The sequence below is a fragment of the Emticicia sp. BO119 genome, assembly GCF_013912375.1.
Taxonomy (GTDB): Bacteria; Bacteroidota; Bacteroidia; order Cytophagales; family Spirosomataceae; genus Emticicia.
The window spans coordinates 33,384-57,136 of the sequence record NZ_JACETV010000016.1 but is presented as its reverse complement, the minus strand read 5'-3'; the positions used below and the strand labels follow the sequence as shown (position 1 = coordinate 57,136).

The following is a 23,753-nucleotide window of genomic DNA, read 5'->3' as shown; positions in this document are numbered from 1 at the left end:
GTTGGTAAGGCATTAATCACTACTGAGGTGGTCGCTGTGGCACTACAACCACTGGCATTCGTTACAGTTACTGTGTATATACCTGTTGCCGCACTGGTTACATTGCTGATATTTGGATTCTGAGTTGTTGAGGTATAACCATTCGGCCCTGCCCATGAGTAACTTGTGCCTCCTGATGAAGTTAAGTTCAAAGTCTGACCTACACAGACAGGGGTGTTTGAACCCGCTGTTATCGTAGGTATAGGATTTACAGTTACTGTTACCTGAGTGTTAGCTGAGCATACTTTTGCACCTCCAACAATCCATTCCGCAAAATTAAGTGTGGTTTCTCCGCTGGTTGTATTGGCTCCATTTAAGAAAATATATCGTATTTCGTCTCCTATTACATTTGGTACAGGGCTGGTACTAATTACACCGTTACCGGAGCCACTGACAATGCTACTCTGATAAACCATTGAGCCATTTTTCCATATCTGCATCACCCCACCTTTGGCTCTGTCTGTACAACAATCGTTTCTTCCATCAAGACTTAATGAAGTAATCAGATAGTCTCCACCTAATGCATAGCCTATTCCCCAATCCTGACCATTAGTTATTCTTGTTGCATGAAAAGTGTTAACTCCTGTATTATCAACTGCATCAAATAAATTCTGTGGACCAGCGTAAGAAGCCGAAGAGTTGATATAATTAAAATTTGCTGCATTAAAAATCGCCTGATCAGTTACTAAATTAGTATAACTACTATTGGTAGTATAGGCTGTTACCGTATAAACTGTAGAGGTAGACGGGCTAACATTAATACTTGTTGTAGTCTCTCCTGTACTCCACAGATAACTTTCTCCTCCATTTGCAGTTAAGGTTGTTGACTGTCCTATACAAATATTGGTATTACCCGAAATACCTGGCGTTGGTGTTGGGTTAACTGTTACAGTAGCCGTAGCGGTAGCAGTACAAGCTTGCGCAGATGTGACAGTTACTGTGTAAACTCCACTCATAGTGGTAGTGGCATTAGGTCTGGTTGGATTCTGTAGTGTAGAACTAAAACTTGCAGGACCAACCCAGCTATAGGTACTTCCTCCACTTGCCGATAAATTGATAGTACTACCAGCACACGCTACATCTCCTGTGGCAGTTGCGGTAGGAATTGTATTTACTGTAGCAGTTACTGCTGTACGTGAGCCACTTACACAACCATTTACTGTACAGGTTACATAATAAGTAGTGTTAGTACTGATGCTCGGTGTAGTGTAGTTGGTTCCTGTAGCAAGGCTTGAAGTGGCTGTTGAAGAAGCATACCAGGTTACGGTACCGCTACAACCTGTGGTTGCCAAATTTACTGTACCTGTACCACATCTGCTTCCATTCACGGCTGTTGGAGCCGACGGAAGACTATTTACTGTTACCTGTGTTGTAGCTGTAGCTGTACAACCATTTGCATCGGTAACGGTTATGGTATAAACTGTTGTAGAAGTAGGACTGACAGTTTTTGAAGTCCCACTACCTAAACCGTTACTCCACGAATAAGTATAAGGGCTTGTTCCTCCAGAAGCACTTGCCGTAATTGTTGCGCTGCTACCTGTACAAATCGTCTGATTAGCAGAAGGTGTAACAATGATTACCGGAACAGTCAATGTTGTTTCTGTACCATCGTAAGAGCAGTCAGAATTAGCTAAATTAGACAAAGAAGTACCTACTACAATTTTGTATTTTCTACCATTCATTGCCGCTGTGATAGTTGGCAATGTATAAGAAACTGTATAAGCACCTGAGGTAAATGTAGTTGAAGTACCGCTTGTCAAATCGGTCCAGGTGGTTCCACCATCAGTACTTTGCTGCCATTTATAGTAGGTGTATTGGGTACTACCATCGGTTACTGTTGCTGAAATGGTTTGTCCGGTTGTACCAATACACTTAGTGATATTAGCACTTTGGGTAATCGCTGGCAGACACTGAATAATAGCGATGTCGTCAATAGCCCAGTCATTACCTTGTCCACCCGTTGCGTTATTTCTGATACTGAATGTTGACGTCGTTGAATTACCCGTAGTAAAAGTAAAGCCGACCTGTTGCCAGGTGGTTCCTGTTATGTCACCAGTTGTATATTTACCAACCCCGTCAACGAGAAAAGTCAAATTAGGTTTTATGGTACAACCTGCTGCATCAGCTGCAGGACAAAGGTTATATATCCACAAGCTATACTCATATCTTGTATTGGGGCATAGATTTGTTACAGTTCTCTCAATTACAATATCCGGATTATATGAAGCATTGACAATCATCATATAACCGTTGGAATCACCTGTAGTATGGTCTTGGGTGAGAATATCCCAGGTTGTAAATATTTTTCCTCCTGATGCTGAACCATTACAATCCGTTGTGTTTGTAATAGTATAGTTACCGTCATTCGGAGAATCACAGTTCATAGGTGCATAACTATACTGCGTCTCACCCGGTGACAAAGAAGGTCCTGTAACAGAACTGCCTGAACCAAAATCACCACCAGGGAAAAGATTTGTATTTTTTGAAATTGTACAAAGACCTGTAGGGCAAGGAGTTCCGCTATTTCCTACGGTTACCCTTCTTTCGCTATAACAAAGCGGATTACCTCCTCTTGATACTATCACATAATAAGTACCTTGCGCTAAATTTGAAATCGTATTACTTGGAGAAAGTGTTGAAACTTTCACATAGGTACGGCTTGTTGAAGAAATCCACGAAACATCATCTGTTCCTAAAACACCCTGCAGAACAATTTTACCATCTGTTGCAGAACATGAGGTGGCAGAGGTGGTAGTAGCACCTGTAAAGTAAGAGCTGGTAGAAGAGGTAAGAACCGCCGAAATAGTTCTACAGACTATTTTTGAGGTTTTATCTCTGATAAATATTGTATAATAACCAACCCCAAGGCTTGAATAAGTCTTCTCTGAATTGTACCATGTAACACCGTCTATACTGTTTTCGTAGTAAGGGCCTGCAGAATACTCGGTTACAAAAATATAACCATCTGTTCCAGAACATGAGGACGGATTAGTTGGCTGAACTGCAATAGGTGTAGTACATACTGATGTACAGCTGCTATTAATAACCATGTTTGTGGTAGCTGTGGCCGTACAGCCATTAGAAGCAGTAACAGTTAATGTATAAACACCCGCCATTGCTGATGTAGCACTGTTTACTAACGGAGATTGCTCACTACTACTAAAGCCATTAGGACCACTCCATGAAAAACTTTCTCCATTCCCCCCTCCTATCAATTTAAAGGTTGTTCCCAAACAATGAGTACCTGTATTAGATGCACTTGCTGTTGGTGGGGTCAGAACAGTTACGGTTAAAGCAGTACGGCTTGTGCTTACACAACCATTTACGGTACAAGCTGCATAATATGTAGTGGTAGAAGGGGCTGTTAGACTTGGTGTTGTATAGTTGCCTGTTCCTAAACTTGAACCGCCGGATGCAGCAGCATACCAGTTGACCGTTCCAGCACAATTATCGGCTGAAATAGTAACAGAACCTGTACCACACCGGCTTACAGGGCTTGTTGTTGGTGCTGATGGAATAGGCTTGATAGTTGCATCAGCCGATCCTCTGGTTGTACTTGTACAACCGTTTACAGTACAACTCACATAGTAAGTGGTAGTGCTTGAAATACTTGGGGTAGTATAGCTTGACCCTGTTCCCAAACTTGAGCCGCCGGAAGCAGCTGCATACCAGGTATAAGTACCTCCACTACAGCCTGTGGCCGATATCGTGACAGTTCCGGTACCGCAGCGACTATTGTCATTACCAGCTGGTGCACCTGGAATTGGTTTAACTAATACGCTGGCTGTAGCTGTGGCTGTGCAACCCGCTGCATTAGTTACCGTTACTGTATATATTCCCGACATTGATGTTGTACTGTTAGGAATAGTCGGGTTTTGAAGAGTAGAAGTAAAGCTGTTTGGGCCTGTCCAGCTATAGGATACACCACCTGAAGCACCTAAAACAATAGTAGAGCCTTCACATTCGGTATCTCCTGTAGTAGTAATTGAAGGTAATGCATTAATTGTAGCTATTGCTGCGGCTCTGGTACTAACACAACCGAAATTACATTCGACATAATAAGTAGTTGTACTTGAAATACCTGGCGTAGTAAAGGTACTACCAGAGCCCAATGCCGAACCACCTGTCGCTGCTGCATACCAGCTGTATGTTCCGGCACATCCACTTGCCGATAGTGTTACTGTTCCTGTGCCACATCTGGAGTTATCAACCGTGGTCGGCGCTGAAGGAGGTGTGGTAACGATGGCATTCATTGAACCCCTTGTAGTGCTAACACAACCATTCAAAGTACAACTCACATAATACATTGTGGTAGTTGAGATACTTGGTGTGGTATATGTCGCTCCTGTTGCCAGGCTTGTTGAAGTAGTAGCATTTGCATACCATGTATAGGTACCGCTGCAACCTGTAGCTGTAAGTGTTACTGTTCCTGTGCCACAACGTGCTACATCATTACCACCTGGCGCACCCGGAATTGGCTTTACTAATACACTTGCTGTGGCAGTAGCTGTACAACCTGCGGCACTGGTTACAGTTACGGTATATAGGCCAGACATATTAGTTGTACTGTTAGCTATAGTCGGGTTTTGTAAATTAGAAGTAAATCCATTGGGACCAGACCATAAATATGATGCGCCACCACTTGAAGCTAATACAACAGTGGTGCCCTCGCATTCTGTATCTCCGGTGGCTGTAGCAGCGGGAATAGCATTTATTGTTGCAGTAACTGCCGACCTACTACTTAAACACCCGAAGTTACATTCTACATAATAAGTAGTTGTGCTTGAAATACCCGGTGTGTTAAAGGTACTTCCTGAGCCAATTGATGAACCTCCTGTTGTCGCGGTGTACCAGGCATAAGTTCCTGAACAGCCACTGGCAGAAAGTGCGACAGAACCTGTTCCGCAACGTGAACCATTAACAACGTCCGGTGCAGACGGAGGTGACGTAACAATTGCATTTATCGCGCCTCTACCAGGGCTTACACAACCATTTACAGTACAGCTTACATAGTAAGTCGTTGTTGAGGAAATGCCTGGTGTAGTATAAGTTGTTCCTGTAGCTAAACTTGTGGAGGTGGTTGCATTGGCAAACCACGTGTAGGTTCCTGAACTACAGCCTGATGCTGTCAGGGTAACTGTGCCTGTTCCGCAACGAACTACATCCGAACCTGTGGGAGCAGATGGAATGGCTGTTACTAATACACTTGCTGTGGCTGTCTCTGTACAACCTGCGGCATTTGTTACCGTAACCGTGTACACACCTGACATATTGGTTGTACCATTGGCTATAGTCGGGTTTTGCAAATTAGAAGTAAAACTATTCGGCCCGACCCAGGTATAAGAAGTACCACCTGTTGAGCCTAAAATAATGGTTGAGCCTTCACATTCTGTATCTCCGGTAGCAGTTGGGCTTGGGTTTGCATTTACTGTAGCTATAGCGGATGCCCGGCTGCTTGTGCATGAACTAACATTACATTCTACATAATAGGTAGTTGTACTTGAAATGCCCGGAGTTGTGAAATTACTACCCGTACCTAAAGAAGAACCTCCATTAGAAACATTATACCATCTGTATGTTCCGGCACAACCACTTGCTGATAGTGTTACTGTGCCCGTACCACAACGAGTGGCACCAATAGTACCCGGGGTTGAAGGAAGTGTTGATACCGTTACAGCAGTAGTTGCTGTAACCGTGGCAGTACAACCAGAAAATGTAGCAGCTAAAGTGTATGTACCACTCATGGCGGTAGTAGCATTGGTTCTGTTTGGGTTCTGGGAAGTTGAGGTAAAACCTCCCGGACCTGTCCATTTATAAGTACTTGCAGTAGGGCTTGCTGACCCTGTCAGGTTAAGCGTTTGCCCTACACACAGAGGATTATTGCTGTTTGCTGTTACACTTAGGGTAGTACCTGATAAAGTAACTGAGCTTGTTGCTGTACAGCCATATACATCTTTAATGGTAATAGTATAGGTACCTGCTGCCAAACCGGAGAATACATTGCTGGTTTGAAAATTTGTACCATCTATTGAATACTGATAAGTAGGGGTAGTGACTGATGAGGTTTGATAAGGTCTGATGGCATCAATCGGTATAACCTCAGAAGGGGAAGTCGTTGACTCCCCCGGTTTTGCCCATCCGATTGCTAAATTATCACCCCCTCCTCCTTCTTTGTATATAGCTTCTATATAATAAATTTCTCCTGCCACCAGGCTAATTGCTGCTGATTTTTGCGTAGAAAACTTGTTCCATTCCCGAGAGCCCGTATAGCTGGTATGATAGGCAATTTTTGTTTTATTGGAAGCACTCTCATTTGAACTTAACCATAATTCGCCATTATCATCAGAAGATATCCAGAAATAATAAGTGCCGGTAATGGTCGGTGTAATATACCCAATCATGCGTGCGCCAAAATTATCTGCCTGGTCAACATCAGCCTCCATCTCAGTTAATGTAGTTGTGCTTGATGGGTTATTCGGATAATTATAGTTGCTTGTGAGGTTTGCGACAGTTGTACCACTTATACTATTCCACTTCTGATAGGTAATTGCTCCTAAACCAATTATCCCCCCGCTTCCTGTTGCTGTAATAGTTCCATTACTTAAACCACAAGTTGGGTCTGTCTTTGATAAAGATACACTTGGTAGCATGTTTACAGCAATTATTAATGTATTTGATGCAAGCCAAGTAGTACATTCATATCTTCTTGCTAAACGACGAAAATAAGTCAGTGTAGAAAGCGTAGAAGGATTATAAGTGCTGTAAACTGCCCCTGAAATATCAGTCCAGTTATAATTATCTGTACTATACTGCCATTGGTAGTATAGTGTACCGCTACCTCCTGATGCAGAAGCATAATTATTAAATGAGCTTGGATTGTAGGAAGTCGCACAAAATATCTGTATCGTCTGGTTATCACTTGTACTGATATAACCTGCAGAGGTAACATTACTACAGGCTACTACGTCGCCTGATACAAATGCAGACGGTTTTTCAAAAGTGGCTGATAGGTTTCTATTAAAGAATTTTTCACCCTCGGTGTAGATTTTCACCTCATTTCCCGTAGTATTGCTTAATGCAAGTATAGCATTATTCTGATCTGAAAGACCCTGGTTACTATCTGCAACAGCTGAAATAATGTTCTGGCTTGATTGTGATGCAATGGTATTCTGAGAAAAAGCAGAAGAAAAAAGACTTAAAAAGAGACAGACGCTTAAACCTATGGCACACTTATGATTAGCATAAGTCTGCCAAAAGAGGCTTCTCTTTAAATCAATGAATTTAGGAGAGCAATAGTTATTTTCTATTACAATGGACACCTAATTTATTATCTGCTGTTTGAGTTGGGTATATTGAAAGGCTTATCAAAAAATGTTCAGGTTTGCCTCTAATATCCTTATTAAGCAAATGCCATGCCATCGACAAAAAAAATTATCGAGCGGATACATAAAAAACTATAACTACCTGATAATCAAGCACAAAAAATTAAGACTCCTGAAGAAAAACGAGGAAAATAAATAATTAAAAATTGCAAGAAAAACAAAAAAAAATTGATAGAAATTTAACATAGAATTGCTCTGGTTCCCATGTATCTGTGCGTAGATAACTCTTATTTCTTAAGTAAATTCCAGAGGGCACTAAATGTAAAATAACCTTTACCCGTAGTAAGTACAGAGCGTGAAAGCGAAAAGCCAAATTGCTTGAGACGGAGGTTAGCACCAAAAGAGAATCCGCCTGCACCACCTAATGAATTTATGGTGAGTTCCTGACGACGAAGGTGGTTATAACCAGCTAACAGATGAAAATTTTTATGAATCAGAATCTCGGTACCAATTACCAGATGACGAAATATTTTGTCGGCCACTGAGGTTTTTTCTGGCACTTTATTTCCTTGATTATCAAAGGTATAGTTGAAAGCAGGGTCGTTATAAGCAATATCAAAAACATATAAATGATGTGCCGTAACTGAGAATCTTACTGGCATATGAGCCGGTTTGAAAGAGGCTCCAATTTGTAAATCAAAAGGAATATCAGGCTTAATATTTCCATAACTTTTCACTACAAAACCTATATTTCTGGCCACAATACCCAAGTTTAAGTCATAGTTTGGATGCCTGAACGTACCACCCCAGTCGGTTAATATTGCTATTGAATTATATGACTCCAAAACTGACCCGACTAATTTGGCTGTAATACCAAATGAGATATTGCTGATTTGTCTGGAATGGGTAACTCCTAATGAAAAATCATTGGCCGAAAACTCACCTGTCGGGTTACCAACGGCATCAGTTCCCTGAAAGTTACCGTAGTTCAAATTTTGCAAACTAATGCCCCATTGACTTTTTCCAGTGGCATTCTTAAATATTGGCGCATAATTGAGTGTAAAGAAATTACTTTGAGCCAGATAGGGTGAATAATTTATACCCAGTTGCCCACGTTGAGATGAATCTAATAAAGCAGGATTGATGGTATGCAGATTAATATCTTTATCAAAAAGAGAGGCATTTATTCCACCCAATGCGTTCAGGTGTGCATTATTAGGCAATGTCAGGAATGAAAAGCTATTTTGTGAGAAGGTTTGAATGCGGAAAGAGCAAAAAGCCAGCAAGAAAAAGGTTATAATAATTGATTTAGAAAATAAGATAGCCAATTTTAAGACCCAATGCCAGGTGGGGTATATTATAATTTTTGTCTCCGTATCCAAGCCCTGAGTTACTGAAAAAACCATCATTAAAATATAAAAAATTATTCAATCCGTTGTCTTGTAAGGATTCGTCAGGATCATGATGATTTATCATGATTCGCCTTAGCCCTGCCCCTACGTAAAAATCAAATACAAAGTTGGTATTTTTTTTCAATTCATTACGAATTCTTACCTGATATCCGATTTTTGCACTAATGCCTACTACGTGCTTGTTAATCGGATAATTGACCATTTCATAATAATTGCACAATCCGGTCTCACACTCACGACCTATACCACGATTAGTTCTGTCATTAATTTGCTTGTAAAATAACTCATATGCGACATATCTGCCATAAAAAGCATTTCTGTATTTTCTGGCCTCTATTTTTGCGCGGATGTTTTCTCTTAACTTACTGCCCGAACTATTAAAAGAATTTGCCCAGAAATTGGCGGCAGCCGTGCCGTATCCCAATTCTTCAGATAAAGTCCATCTGTTTCCTTTTAATCTATGCTCTACGGCAAACTGAAAAGTGTTATCAATATCTAAAATAGCTAAGGGGGCTATTTTTAATGCAAGGTGGTTTTTCTGAATTGTATCCTGTGCCACTGATTGTTTGGCAAATTCTAAAACGAAAAGTAAAATCATTGTGGTATATCTCATGATTCAATGGGAATTTTACTTAATAGTTTCAATTCATTTTGTGCGTTGTAGCTATATTGATAAATACCCTGTTTTCCGGTAATAATTAATACATCGGACTCAGGGATCACATCGAAAGCTGTAAAATCCTGAAAGGTTTTGATTAGCTTCAAGTCGTTAGGATTAGTTTTGTCGAATACTTTCAACCCGTGATTTCCTTCGGTTACGAACAAAAGATTACCATCTACTCCTAAGCCGTGTGGATTTTGCATTGGATAGCTTTTTAATAGTTGAGGGTTAGTCATATCTCTTATATCTACTACATCTAAAGCGTTTATACCCCGGTTACAATTAGTTCCGCTACGAAGTGTTACATAAGCATAGTTTCCGTCTGCCACGACGGGGTCGCATGATACTACATGAGAATAAGTAGAAATCCTTGAGGGATTTTCAGGGTCGCTGATACTAAAGATAAACATTCCGGTTTGTGTACCTACTAACAGATGCCCCTCAAAAGGAAAAATGGTCTCTACTACCGTGTTCAGCGGCACTCTCTTAACAGAAATAGGGTTTTCAGGCTCAGTAATTCTGAAAACCTTTAGTGATTGATTATCTACAATATACAAATAGTCTTTGGCAATAGTAAAGCGAGCCATAGAGCCTCCTCTACCAATATTTGAAGTGCTATCAGTGGCAACGCTATCTCCTTTACAAGCATATATAAATGTCATTACGGCTAAGCAACTTATGAGTTTTTTTAGTGCTTTCATGGTTTATCTAAAACATTTAGGGTTGGTTAGTTCAACATATTCCCATGCCTTTACATACCCTTTATTGGGGTCAGCACATTCAAACTTACCTCTCTCGTTGGGATAGCTTGGATAAGGGAAGGCCTTCTCGATACGTTTCAAAACTTTTACACTATTCGGGTCAGAAATATCAATAGTTATCAGGTCATCGCCATTATCAGCATAGAGAATATTGTTCTTGATAGAAATGTCTTTATTGACAGGAATCGCCAGAAAGGCAACAGGCTTAGGATTAGTTTTGTCTGAATTATCAAAGATATGGATACCCTCGCCTAATTCATTAATATAGAGATATTTACCCTTAGTATAGATTTTACCAGGACGCGAAAGCCCTCTTGATTTTTGCAGTTCTATTTTACGAATACTTGCATAATCGGTATAAATGGGGCGATAACCCATCACCTTTACATCAGCTGTTTTCTCATTGTCAGAGATGCAGCTATTCAAAAGGGCGATTATTGTCAGAAAGTACAGTTTTTTCATAGAAATGTGGGTATAAGCGTTTAATAAGCTTCATCCTTACTATGACAACAATCGCCCCCGAATGGTTGGAAATCATTTAGTTTTTTTTCAGATAAGCAATAACTGCTTTTCTGATGTCGTTTCGTACATCACTTTCCGGGAAAGAATCAGTTACGGAAATTATGTCAGGGTTTGTTTTTACAAAAAAATCAAGATTACGTTCTTTACCAGTCAAAAGAAAATCACTTGTTACTACGTTATACTCCTGATTTACATCAAGCTGTTTGCCATTAATCCTCCATTCTTTTTTTGTTGCTTCATAGCTAATCTTATCCCATTGCAGGTATCCTCCGCTTCCTTTGTTTTGAAATCCTGTTTCCAGAATTCTTTCCAATAATCGTCCACGCATTTTTACTTCTATTAATTTTCCACCAAAAGGTAAAACTCTCAAAACGTCTAACTGTGTCATTTTACCTGATACAATATCATCTATTCTGATAGACCCGCCATTGAAAAAAGCACAATCGGTAGCATCAGGTGTAGCCAATGTCATAGCTTTGGCTATCATATTTCCCATTGCACACTGTTGGTTTCTAACAGTTGCCTCATGTCCGTCCAAAGGTTCTTTCAGATCAGTAATGACTTCATTTTTATCAATACCAATGGCTTTAAAACTGGCATCTGCAATATCTTCCCATTTTTTTACTACAAGAGCCGCTTCAGTATTGTCAGGTATTGTGTTATCTATTTTTCGTAATTCTGACTCAATGGTGATCTTACTGTTAGCTTTGTTATAGACAATTCTATGAATATAGGCTGTTTTAGCATTGGCATCGGCCTTGGCCATAATCACATTGCCTATTTTTTCTTTCATATTTTCATGGTCGTGCCCACCCATAATAAGTTTTACTTCCGGCAACATACCAGCTAATGTAATGTCATCTACTTTATTGATGTGCGTAAGACCCACAACAAAATCACATTGAGGTTTTAAAGTCTCATAGGCTTTTTTAGCCGACTCAAAAAAATCGTCATACCAGACATACTCTTTCGGGTTTGAGGGTAACACAATGCCAAACATACCTATTTTTACCTCTTCGCCTTTAGGGGTTTTAAAAGAAAAAATCTGTATTTTTGGGAAAGGGACTTTTGTACCATTTACTATCTTACCAAAAGGCACTAAATTGCCGTTGATTTTCTCCATAGCATTGGTATTCAACCATTCGAATTTCGATTCATTGATGCGTTCCTGTAAATCTTTTTCGTCTAAATCAAACTCGTGGTTACCAAAGCAGACCCAATCAATACCCACAGCGTTCATTACATCAACCATTTGTCGGCCTTTGATTCCTTTACCCTCATAGCGTAGAGTTCCTGTTACTGATGGGCTTAAAAAATCGCCCGAAAGCACTGTAATAGTATTCGGATTTTCTTTTAGCAATTGCTGACGAACTGTTGCAACCCGAGCCATACCTCCTATTTTACCGTTGTCTAACGGAGATATTTCATAGACATCGTTCAGATGTAAAAAGGTAACAGCGACTTCGTCTTGACTGGGTTTGCCTACTTTTGCTGTGCGACAAGCCGCTAAAAGTAAGGTAATAGAAAGGAGAAGGAGAAGTTTTTTCATTGAATCAACAATTTACTAATTGAATAATAATAGGTTACAATCTATGCAAATAAAAACGCTTATAAAGTTATAAGAACTCTATAAGCGTTCCAAATGTAGTAGAAAAAGTGGTATTTATACAAATGCCTCTTTTAAATGCTTTGGCGTTACCCAATCTGGCTTGGTAGTAAGGATATTGGCCTTTAAATCATTTAAAATGGTATAAAGACCGAAATAGGTACGGTTCACATATAACCCATGCTGGGAACCACGTGCCGAATTACCATTTTTGAGTTCAGGCATTTTGGAGATAAAATCTAAAAACTGATAAATTTCATCAACGTAACCTGTAGTGCCAAAATCAAATGTATGAGAATCGAAAGGACGGCCTAACAGACGAATCATCTGCTTAAAAATATCTGAAAACAAAGCCTGCTCTTTAGGTGAATCTTCTTTGAGCAAGAAATCCAGATCCCAGAAAATCTTCTGCATCCTCTTTTCATCGTTCAGCGTATCCGGGTTCATCAAAGCAAAGTAATTCTGATAATAATCGTCAGGTATTACTTTGATACAACCAAAATCTAATATTCCTAACTTACCATCGGGTGTCATCAGGAAATTACCCGGATGAGGGTCTGCATGTACTTTACGAAGCGTGTGCATTTGGTAGTCATAGAAATCCCACAGTGCCTGACCAATCTGGTTACGGATCTCCTGTGAGGGATTAGTCTCTAAAAATTCTTTCAGATGCATTCCTTCTATCCAGTCCATAGTCAGAATTCTGTTAGATGAGAACTCAGGATAATATTTCGAAAAAAACAAATGTGGGATATGCTCGCAGGCATTTGTGATTTCGATTGAGCGTTTCAATTCTAAATCGTAGTTAGATTCCTCCAATAAACGCTCTTCTACTTCCTTAAAATACCTGTCAATTTCTGCATCGTTCAGTTTCAACAATTGTACTGCCAAAGGACGGGCCATTTTCAGGTCAGAGCTAATGCTTTCAGCTACACCCGGATACTGTATTTTAACAGCCAATTTTTTACTATTTTTATAGGCCACATGCACCTGTCCGATAGATGCTGCGTTTTCAGCTTTTAAATCAAATTTATCAAACATTTCAGCCGGAGATTTTCCAAAATACTGCCTGAAAGTTTTGATAACTAAAGGTGAAGATAACGGTGGCGCCGAGTACTGAGACATAGCAAATTTATCAGTGTAGGCTCTTGGCAGGAGGTTCTTGTCCATACTCATCATTTGTGCTACTTTCAAGGCACTGCCTTTCAGGCTGCTTAATGTCTCATACACGTCTGCAGCATTATCTTTGTGTAACTCTTCTTTGCTTAATGATGGGTCTAATATCTTTTTGCTGTAGTGCTTTATATAATTCCCTCCTACTTTCACTCCTGCTTTTACAAACTGTGTGGCTCTGGCAACCTTGGAGGTTGGTATTTTGTCTTGTGAGTTCATAAGTTAATTATTGTCTTGAGCTAAGCCGAAATAGCGTAGTTCAGACTTTTCTATTCTGAAATAAAAATTTGCCTAAATCGAATAATGAATCTAAAGGGGAGCGGCCTAATAAATCAAAAGCAGTATTGACCGATTTTTCAATCATAGTATCTGTTTTTTCAAATGTTTTACTGGTATCATTGATCCAGAAGTCCAGGATGAACAAGGTTTTAGCCCAGAATAAATCCGGATACCGCTGAGTTATCTGAGGAATCGGGCGTTGCTCTATTTCTTTAGTCTCACGGGCTTCAAGCACCAATTCATTTATATAATCGTGGAAGGCTATTTTAAAATCAGTTAATTGTATGTTACGCTTAACATAAACAGGTTTCTGAAAACTCTCATAAGATTTCAGTATAAAACTTCTGTTTTGTTTCAGCACTTCAACCCAAGTATAAAAAAAGGCCAGTACTTTCTCACGAACTGTATAAGCAGCATAGACTTCTTCATTTTGTGCTGAGGTAATCGTATCTAAAAAAAAGTCTTTCCATATTTGGCTTTCTATCTGTGGAAAGGAAGTGTATTCTTCGTAAAAAGCAGACTCCTTGATTTTTAGTTTCTTACAAAAAGCATAAATTGATTCCGGTTGTGTACCTTTATCTAAAATATGCTCAATATAGGCGTGTTTGATTTTATCGTTAGTCATTGATTTTAAATTGAAGTTTCTCGTTTAGTTTCAGAAGAATCTTGACAATACAACAGAAGTAGTGTTATAAACTTTCAACAAAGTATCAGAGATATTTGTTTCTTTTACGCCGAGCATTTCTGCATATTTTTTCCCTAACAAAAATCTTGACTGAGCCCGCAATAAATCGGCTGTCCAAGCACTGGGACTTATACCTCGGATAGCTTGCATCAGTGAAGCGGTCAGTTCCTGGCTTTCTGTCGATTGTCTGAATTGCCTGGTAGCAATCAGCCGTTCCAGTTTAATGGCTTCCTGTTCGTTGGCAGGTAATACAGACTTATCAATCCCTAATAAGAAGCCAATGATATTCCAGGTGTGTAGGTATGCACGCTCGTAGCTACTATCAATACTATAGCCAAACTTTCGCATACCTCTTAATACTATCAGGGAAAACGCCATATTAGTGCCTAACATATCCTCCTGATTTATCGGGTGTCCCCAGGTCATATTCCATTTAGAATTCTGTAAAGTAAAATATCTGATAGCGGCATGCATTAGCCTTATCTTAATACAAACTGCAAATATTCTGTTGCTTGTCCAGTTATCATAATTCATCACGGCCTTCAGGAAATTGCCTGTTTCGATCAGACGGTTATAAGTGTCTTTTCGTATTCTTTCAGATAGATATAACACTCTGGCGCCATCTGCACCTAAGTAACAGTAGGGCAAAGCATAAAGCCCTAAGATTAGTCCGATAGTTTGCTGATTCTGCCGATAAAAATCTGTAGTGCGAATAAGTTCTTTTTTATTAAAAAAATCTGGTAATGAAGAGTTCTGTGCAAGAAATTCTTGTATTGATTGAGGTTGATCAGAAAAATCAAGATTCTTAAAATCTGCTAAAAACGGCATTATGGTACGCAGAAAGCCCGTACCCATTTGCATTACCAATTGCTGTATGACAGCATCGGCCTTTAGGTCACCTATCATTCGATACTTTGCCAGTTGATTTGTCATTTTGCAACACTTGTGCTTATATAAACGTCTTGCCAGAAAGAATAGTTTGTTATACGTTTAACTTGTCTGGTTAATTTTATCGTTAATTTTACGTCGAATTTTTACCCGACTTATTAAATTTTCATCATCAGGAAAACAAGCATGATATTTGCATTAATTATTCCTGTTTATTACAATTATTTACGCATGCCCACTTATAAATCGATATCTATTTTATTACTTTTTATTTTGTTGGTGTCATCCTGCATAGACGACGGGGAAATTTTAATTAAAGTCGGAGAAACAACTCCACCAAAAGTAGAATTATGTTTACTAAAAAATGCCAATCATGGGCATGGTGTTGTTTACAATCTTAGTTATGACACTCAAAAACTTCTGACTACTTTAGAAGGCTTTTCTGATTTTGATAAGATTACTTACGAAAATGGCTTACCTGTAAAGGCTGAACGCTCTAATGATAAAAGCTATTATATCAGTTTTCAATACGATGCGAAAGGTGGTCTCTCACTCATTACCTTTGTCGGCAAAGACAGTGCCGGAAAGTCCTTTGAGTTTAAAAGTAGTGTATTTGTAAATACACAGAAACAGGTGGAACGAATCAATTTATCATTGCCAGTTTTCGATGATATTATTGAATCGACAATAACTTATGATAAAGCCGGGAATGTGACAAAAATTAGTATTATGAAGGAAGGTAAATCGAAAACTCTTTTAGAAAACCTTAGTTTTGATGATAAAAATTCACCTTATCTGGGTGTGTCTCATTCTAATATTATGCTTTATTTTATTATTTACTCAGCCAGCTTGGGTGCTGAAAACACGACCTATTTTGTCAATAAAAACAACGTAACTTTAGCTAAAATTTATTCATCAAATGGAGAAGTAAATTACACTTACCAATATGAGTATAACGATGAGAAATTTCCTGTTAAAACCAAAGTTACACGAAGATATAGCGGGAAAGACGAAAACTATCAGGAGAGTTTTTCTTATAATTGTCCGAAGTGAGAAAATTATTGACATAGTTTAACAGGAAGAACAAACATCTGATAGTCAATACTTTAGAACAAAATTTAAAAAGTTATCAAATTTTAGCCGAAAGAGTTCGACAAAAACTCGTACCTTTGTATCCCGTAATCAAAGATATTTAGACAACATGTCAATGAACGGGCAACCCCGAAATCCGAAGTATATTTTCGTTACGGGCGGCGTAACTTCATCACTTGGAAAAGGCATCATTGCCTCTTCTTTAGCCAAACTCCTCCAATCAAGAGGCTTATCCGTAACTATTCAAAAGTTTGATCCCTACATCAATGTGGACCCAGGTACACTGAATCCTTATGAGCATGGTGAATGCTATGTAACGGACGATGGTGCTGAAACTGACCTTGATTTGGGCCACTATGAGCGTTTCTTAAATGTTCCTACTTCACAAGCCAACAATGTAACTACCGGACGCATCTATTATAATGTAATTATGAAAGAGCGGAGAGGTAATTATTTAGGCAAAACTGTTCAGGTAATCCCTCATATTACCGATGAAATCAAAAGAAACATTCTTCAATTAGGAGAAACAGGCAATTTTGACATTATTATTACCGAGTTAGGCGGTTGTGTTGGCGATATTGAATCACTTCCTTACGTAGAGGCTGTACGCCAGTTGAAATGGGATTTGGGAGCAGATAACCTACTTGTTATTCATCTGACCCTCGTACCTTATTTACAGTCAGCAGGAGAATTAAAAACCAAGCCAACACAGCACTCAGTTAAAATGTTGCAGGAATCAGGTGTGCAACCTGACATCATTGTGTGTCGCACGGAGCATCCGCTTCCAAATGATATTCGTAGAAAAATAGCACTTTTCTGTAATGTTGAGCAAAATTCTGTGATTGAGGCAATGGATGCTGAAACGATTTATGATGTGCCTTTGTTGATGCAGAAAGAAAAGCTCGACCAGAGGGTATTGTATATGCTTGATATTTACAATGATCAGGACGCTGATATGGATGCGTGGAAGGGTTTTCTGGGTAGATATAAGAATCCGGTTGAAGAAGTGCGTATTGGCTTAATTGGTAAATACGTAGAGTTGAAAGATGCCTATAAATCAATTGCAGAGTCGTTTATTCATGCAGGAGCTGCTAATGAATGTAAAGTGGTAATTGAATGGATTCACTCTGAAAGTCTGACACCTGAAAACATTGCTGAAAAATTTGATGGTTTAGATGGCGTATTAGTTGCTCCTGGCTTTGGTGAAAGAGGAATTGAAGGTAAAATTGCTGCCGTGCGTTATGTAAGAGAAAACAATATTCCGTTTTTTGGTATTTGCCTTGGTATGCAGATGGCGTGTATTGAATTTGCCAGAAATGTAATTGGAATGCCCGAAGCTCATTCAACCGAAATGGCACCGGAAACACAATTCCCGGTGATTGATTTAATGGAAGAGCAAAAAAATGTAACTGATAAAGGAGGTACTATGCGCCTGGGAGCTTATGCTTGTAAGGTAAAAGACAAGACCTTAGCCAGAAAAATCTACGGGAAAGCCAATATTAGTGAGCGTCATCGCCATCGCTGGGAGTTTAATAACAAGTATCTGAAAAATTATGAGGCGGCAGGAATGATTATTTCAGGTATTAATCCTGACAGCGGGTTGGTAGAGATAGTAGAATTGCCAAACCATCCGTATTTTATCGGTGTGCAGTTTCATCCGGAATTAAAAAGTACAGTAATGAACCCACACCCACTTTTTGTTCATTTCGTGAAAGCTGCCATAGAATATGCATCAAGTAAGAAATTAGTTTTAAGCTAAGCGAGAAGTTGGTAAATCTTTGAACAGCAAGCTCTTAGAGAAAGCCTAATAATTAGGAATTATTATGAATCTTTGCGACTTTTGTAAGGCAATTTGAATGTTGCAAAGTGTATTTTTTACGAATTATAAATTTTTAATGGAAAAATTAATAGACAAAAACCAGATAATTGGTATTGTATTGTTGTTGGCAATGTGGGCAGGATATATGTATTTTATGCCTTCAACTCCCCCTCAAGAGCAAAAACCGGCCGTTCCGGCAGAGGCAACAAAAGTAGCGCCAAAAAATACTCAGGTTACAGATACTACTGCAATTAAGGCTGCATTCGGCGATTTCGCTTCAGCGGCTATCGGAACGCCACAGGATATAGTAATCGAAAATAAAGATGCCAAATTTGTATTCAGCACTCAGGGTGGAAATATCAAAGAAGTTACGCTAAAAAATTACTCAACCTACGACGACTTCAAATCAGGTAACAAAAAGCCCTTAACGCTTTTTGATAACAAAACCTCAACCATCAATCTTGAGGTTCAGACCAATAAAGGGAAGGTTGATTTAAAAAAACTCTTTTATACATCAACCAATCAATCAGTTGTATTAAAAGAAGGCGATTCTACTAAACTGGTATTCAAATCTGTTCTGGCTGATAATCAGTATGTAGAGCAGGTATATACCATTAAAGGCACAGGTTATATTGTAGATTATGATGTTAATCTGGTAGGCTTAGATGCAGTTGTTCAAAATCAGCCTGCACGTTTATATTGGCAGGATAATCTTAAAGTGCTTGAGCATGATGTTAATGAAAACCGTAAAGCGGCTCAGATTAATTATTGGGATGCTAAAGAAGATGATTTTGATGATATAGGCTCTAATAAAATAGGTAATGATGAAATAAGTCTGGTTGACCCTATTCAATGGTTTTCTTTTAAACAAAAATACTTCATTACTGGTTTTGTAGCTAAGAACCAGGCAATGGCCGCACCCAAGTTTAAACTAACTACTCCCGAAACAGACGCAAATATTGTAAAAATAGCCGAAGTAGAGGCAAGTTTACCTATAGCTGACCTGAAAACAGGTAAAGGTAATTATCGTTTCTATTTCGGGCCGAACGATTATAATCTGGTTAAAACAGTAGCAACAGGTTTCCATAGAAATGTGTATTTAGGTTACGATTTTGTAAAACCTATCAATCGCTACATTTTTGTTCCTTTATTTAATTTAGCCGAAAACCTGATAAGCAATTATGGTCTATTAATAATAGTAGTGGTATTAGTTATTAAACTGGTGCTTACACCATTGATTTACAGATCTTATATAAGTTCGGCAAAAATGCGGATTTTAGCACCTGAATTAAGCGAGATTCGTGCAAAAGTAGGTGATGACCAGGTAAAGATGCAACAAGAGCAAATGAAGCTCTATCAGCAAGTAGGTGTTAATCCTTTAAGTGGTTGTGTGCCAATGCTGTTGCAGATGCCAATTCTGATGTCTGTATTCTTCCTGTTTCCGAATATGATTATGTTCCGTCAGAAAAACTTTTTGTGGGCTTCTGACCTTTCAACGTACGATTACCCCATTAGCTGGGCGACAAGTCTTCCGATTGTGGGTAATCATATCAGTTTATTTGTGGTATTAATGACTTTGTCGAGTCTGGCTTTTACTTATTATAATAATCAGATTACGCCAGATCAGCCTGGCCCTGTTGACATGAAGAAGTTAAGCTATGTGTTCCCGATAGTTTTCTTCTTTGTTCTGAATAGTTTTCCTGCTGCGTTGAGTTTTTATTACCTTGTCTCAAACGTTATCACTATTCTGCAACAACAAATAGTGCGTCGTTTCGTTGATGAAGAAAAAATCCGGGGTATTCTGATGAACAACAAGATAAAATATCAGGCTAACCCTCAGGCTGCTAAAAAAGGTAAGTTTGCTCAATTTATGGAAAACCAAGTAAAAATGGCAGAAGAGAGCCGCAGACAACAGGAAGATCTGAAAAAGAAACAACAACCGAATAAGAAAAAATAATTTTTGTTGCGTGTGGGGTATCTTTTGCCCTCACACGCAATTCATATAAATCCCTTGATTCAACCTATGAGAAGAACAAAAAATATTTTCATTTTTTTATTCCTATCATATACTTCGATAGCCCAACAGCAAGCTGGTCTTAGCGATAATGATTATTTGTTACGATATAAAAAAGCTGTACAATTATATGCTGACCAAAAATATTTTGAAGCAAGGGAAATCCTTCTGCCACTCACTAATAAAAAATACGAAAATACGATTGCCCCCTATGCTCATTATTACTATGCCTTAGCTGCTTTCAAGCTAAACAAGTTTTATGATGCCCGTACTATTCTGAGACAGTTGTTTGAGCGTTTTCCGGACTGGAGGAAAATGGAAGATGCAACGTATCTATACGCCAATGTTGCTTTTGCAGAAAATAAACCAGAAGAAGCGTTGCAATCGCTCAATCGTATTACTTCAAAAATGTGGCGACCCGAAATTGAGAATATGGAGTATCTGTATCTGAGCAAAATTAAAGAACTGAGCCATTTAAAGCAACTCTATAAGACCTCTCCAGATAATCCGGTTATTGCACAATTGATTGTTGACCATATTCAAAACAGCAAAAACGCTTCGAGAGAAGATTTAGAACTATCAGACCAGTTAACCAATCAGTTTAATTTAGGAGGAGATTCAAATAAAAAACCTTCGAGAAAATCGAGAAAAGATGATGATAATGCTATTAATATAGCTGTTATGCTACCTTTTCGTTTATTTGAGTTTGACCCTACCAGAACCAATCGTGCAAACCAGTATATCTATGATTTATATGCAGGAATGAAACTGGCACAGGAGAAATTAGCCTCTGAACAAATTGATGCCAATTTATATGCTTTTGATATAGAGCGTGATGTAAAGCATACGAATGAGGTAATAAATAACCGCGGCTTTGATAAAGTAGATTTAATCATAGGTCCACTTTATCCAGAGGTTAACAAAGTTGCTCATAATTTTGTGAAATCTTATGATGCCATACAGGTGCACCCTTTATCAAATAATCTGCAATTGGTTAGCACTGATAAAAACACATTTCTGGCATCTCCTTCTTTTGAAACTCAAGCCGCTAAAGCCGTTGAATATATGGTTAACGAAAAAGCGGTTCGTTCGGTAAGTATCTATTATGGCAATACACGAAAAGATTCTACTTTTGCCTATATCTATCGTGATAAAGCTTTAGAAAAAGGGCTAAATATACTGACTATCAGGAGATTCAACAATACAGATGATATTGATGCCAAACGCAAACCAGACCATATTTTTATAACCGGAAGTGAGCAGAACTTAGGACCAAAGATTATCAGTGGATTGGACAAAAAACGAGTTACCTGTCCTATTATAGCTGCTTCATCAGCTTTTGATTTTGAGGGTTCTTCTCTCAATATTTTTAACAGAGATTTATATCTGATTCAGTTAGATTATATGGACAGAGAAAAGGAAGAGGTGAAGAATTTCAGAAGTGCCTATATCAACAGTCAGAACATCGCCCCCTCTTATTATAGTTATTGGGGCTATGATATGGTACTATTTTATGGCAGAATGCTGAAATCTGGTAGAAATAAATTTCGTAATAATTTAGATTCTATTGAATATACTCAAGGTTATACGCTTGATGGCTTTGATTATACCAATCGTTCGAATGAAAACAAGATTGTACCTATCATTAAATATCAGGATGGAAGATTTATTGAAGTTTCAAGGTAAAATAACAAAATACAATTGTAACAACAAAAAAGGTGCATCTAATGCACCTTTTTTGTTGTTACACCCCTAAGAAAATTTTATTTTTATTTTCAAATAATACTGAAAATTCAATTTGTTTTATATTTTCAAATTTTATATCAAAAAAGGAGAACTAATGTTCTCCTTTTTTGATATAAAATTATTGTAAAATTCAGATTCCGAAACCTTCTTTTACTTTATCTACATAATCTAATTTCTCCCATGTAAATAACTCTACATCAACTGTTTTTTCACCTTCTGGGCCTTTGAATACTTTTCTGACCCATTCCGATTCACGACCCATGTGTCCGTAAGCTGCTGTTTCTGAATACATAGGATTACGCAATTTCAAACGTTGTTCAATTGCATAAGGGCGCATATCAAATACTTGCTCTACAATTTTTGCAATCTCTCCGTCTGACATTTTTTTACCGTTTTCACCCTTTACTTTAGCAGTACCATAAGTATTTACAAAAATGCCACAAGGTTTTGCTACACCAATAGCATAAGATACCTGTACTAACACTTCATCGCATACACCCGCAGCTACAAGGTTCTTAGCAATATGGCGAGTGGCATAAGCCGCAGAACGGTCAACTTTAGATGGGTCTTTACCAGAGAAGGCTCCACCACCATGTGCTCCTTTACCGCCATAAGTATCTACAATGATTTTACGACCGGTTAAACCAGTATCGCCATGTGGGCCGCCAATTACAAATTTCCCTGTCGGGTTAATATAATAGGTAATCTGATCATTGAATAATTTACGCAACGATGGTTTCAACTTTGCTTTTACACGAGGGATTACATAATTGATAATGTCTCTACGGATTGTAGCCAACATATCTTCATCAGTTCCGAAATCATCGTGTTGTGTTGACACAACAATCGTATCTATTCTGACAGGCTTATTATTATCTGTGTATTCAATCGTTACTTGAGACTTGGCATCAGGGCGGAGATATTTGATGCGTTTGTTTTCTCGACGAATAGTTGAAAGTTCTTGTAAGATTTTGTGAGCTAAATCTAAAGCCAAAGGCATATAGTTGTCGGTTTCGCGGGTAGCATAACCAAACATCATTCCCTGATCACCAGCTCCCTGAGCATCAGCTTTTTCTTCAAAATTCGTTTCGTTGGCAGTGCGGTCAACACCACGGTTAATATCATCTGATTGTTCGTGGATAGCCGACAAGATACCACAAGAATTTGCCTCAAACATATACTCTGATTTGGTATAACCAATTTTTGAGATTACGTCACGGGCAATAGATTGAACATCAAGGTAAGTTTTAGTTTTTACTTCACCTGCCAAAACTACCTGACCTGTTGTTACGAGGGTTTCGCAAGCAACTTTAGAAGTAGGATCAAACGCTAAAAAATTATCAATAAGAGCGTCAGAAATTTGGTCAGCAACTTTGTCTGGGTGACCTTCCGATACCGATTCGGAAGTAAATAGGTACGCCATAAATCTTATTTAGTTTTTAAATGATTTGCTAAAAGTGTATGCTAAAAACTCTGTGCAGAAGGGGAAAAGAAACTTTTTTGACAAACAAGCATCTGAGTGCTCACTGCCCGCATCTCTTTACCACCGTAGTGTTTCGACTCGGTTGGATTTCCGCAAACGGGAATTTCTTGATACATCTACAAATGTACGACATTTAGCAAAACAAATGCAAAATTTCGATTGAAAATATATCTATAATACTATGATTGACACTCAAAATTATCTTTAAATAAATTTTCGGTTGGAAAATTTATCTATAAAAACACCTATAT

General features: G+C 38.5%; 14 protein-coding genes and 1 riboswitch. Of the genes, 4 read left to right on the top strand and 10 right to left on the bottom strand.

Annotated features, from left to right (window positions below; all coding sequences use genetic code 11):
• The 9 genes from H1R81_RS27105 to H1R81_RS27065 form a co-directional block, all read right to left on the bottom strand.
• Positions 1-7,358: PA14 domain-containing protein (locus H1R81_RS27105; RefSeq protein ID WP_181843902.1), on the bottom strand; the 7,358-nt coding region annotated here is incomplete at its 3' end.
• Positions 7,359-7,648: 290 nt separating this feature from the next.
• Positions 7,649-8,767 carry a type IX secretion system protein PorQ gene (porQ, locus tag H1R81_RS27100; protein ID WP_255463283.1) on the bottom strand — a complete coding sequence of 373 codons (1,119 nt, stop codon included), beginning with the start codon at positions 8,765-8,767 and terminating at the stop codon, positions 7,649-7,651.
• A complete protein-coding gene (locus H1R81_RS27095) occupies positions 8,670-9,386 on the bottom strand; it encodes a hypothetical protein (RefSeq protein WP_181843900.1) in 717 nt (238 codons plus the stop codon). Before H1R81_RS27095 ends, porQ begins: the two co-directional genes overlap by 98 nt.
• Positions 9,383-10,135, bottom strand: a complete 753-nt coding sequence (locus H1R81_RS27090; protein WP_181843899.1) for an LVIVD repeat-containing protein — start codon at positions 10,133-10,135, stop codon at positions 9,383-9,385. The genes H1R81_RS27095 and H1R81_RS27090 overlap by 4 nt, the downstream gene beginning before the upstream one ends.
• 3 nt (positions 10,136-10,138) lie before the next feature.
• The gene (locus H1R81_RS27085) at positions 10,139-10,657 is read right to left on the bottom strand and encodes a hypothetical protein (protein ID WP_181843898.1); all 519 of its coding nucleotides are present in this window, start codon (positions 10,655-10,657) and stop codon (positions 10,139-10,141) included.
• Between the two features lie 76 nt (positions 10,658-10,733).
• A complete protein-coding gene (locus tag H1R81_RS27080) occupies positions 10,734-12,266 on the bottom strand; it encodes a bifunctional UDP-sugar hydrolase/5'-nucleotidase (RefSeq protein WP_181843897.1) in 1,533 nt (510 codons plus the stop codon).
• 114 nt (positions 12,267-12,380) lie between these two features.
• Positions 12,381-13,715 carry an AarF/ABC1/UbiB kinase family protein gene (locus tag H1R81_RS27075; protein ID WP_181843896.1) on the bottom strand — a complete coding sequence of 445 codons (1,335 nt, stop codon included), beginning with the start codon at positions 13,713-13,715 and terminating at the stop codon, positions 12,381-12,383.
• A 40-nt stretch (positions 13,716-13,755) separates the two neighbouring features.
• Positions 13,756-14,400: a TetR family transcriptional regulator C-terminal domain-containing protein gene (locus H1R81_RS27070; RefSeq protein ID WP_181843895.1), complete on the bottom strand. Its 645-nt coding sequence runs from the start codon at positions 14,398-14,400 to the stop codon at positions 13,756-13,758.
• Positions 14,401-14,430: 30 nt separating this feature from the next.
• A complete protein-coding gene (locus H1R81_RS27065) occupies positions 14,431-15,393 on the bottom strand; it encodes an oxygenase MpaB family protein (RefSeq protein WP_181843894.1) in 963 nt (320 codons plus the stop codon).
• Between the two features lie 141 nt (positions 15,394-15,534).
• On the opposite strand from H1R81_RS27065, the gene H1R81_RS27060 reads away from it, so the two are divergent.
• The 4 genes from H1R81_RS27060 (at position 15,535) to H1R81_RS27045 (ending at position 21,959) form a co-directional block, all read left to right on the top strand.
• Positions 15,535-16,401: a hypothetical protein gene (locus tag H1R81_RS27060; RefSeq protein ID WP_181843893.1), complete on the top strand. Its 867-nt coding sequence runs from the start codon at positions 15,535-15,537 to the stop codon at positions 16,399-16,401.
• Between the two features lie 148 nt (positions 16,402-16,549).
• A complete protein-coding gene (locus H1R81_RS27055) occupies positions 16,550-18,199 on the top strand; it encodes a CTP synthase (RefSeq protein WP_181843892.1) in 1,650 nt (549 codons plus the stop codon).
• A 136-nt stretch (positions 18,200-18,335) separates the two neighbouring features.
• Positions 18,336-20,216, top strand: coding sequence for a membrane protein insertase YidC (gene yidC / locus H1R81_RS27050; RefSeq protein ID WP_181843891.1), 1,881 nt, complete (start codon positions 18,336-18,338; stop codon positions 20,214-20,216).
• A gap of 66 nt (positions 20,217-20,282) precedes the next feature.
• Entirely contained in the window at positions 20,283-21,959 is a 1,677-nt protein-coding gene (locus tag H1R81_RS27045; protein WP_181843890.1) for a hypothetical protein, read from the top strand.
• A gap of 190 nt (positions 21,960-22,149) precedes the next feature.
• Here the strand turns inward: H1R81_RS27045 and metK are convergent, their stop codons facing one another.
• Entirely contained in the window at positions 22,150-23,442 is a 1,293-nt protein-coding gene (gene metK, locus H1R81_RS27040) for a methionine adenosyltransferase (RefSeq protein ID WP_181843889.1), read from the bottom strand.
• A gap of 63 nt (positions 23,443-23,505) precedes the next feature.
• Positions 23,506-23,621: riboswitch (SAM-I-IV-variant riboswitch) on the bottom strand.
• Positions 23,622-23,753: the final 132 nt, after the last annotated feature.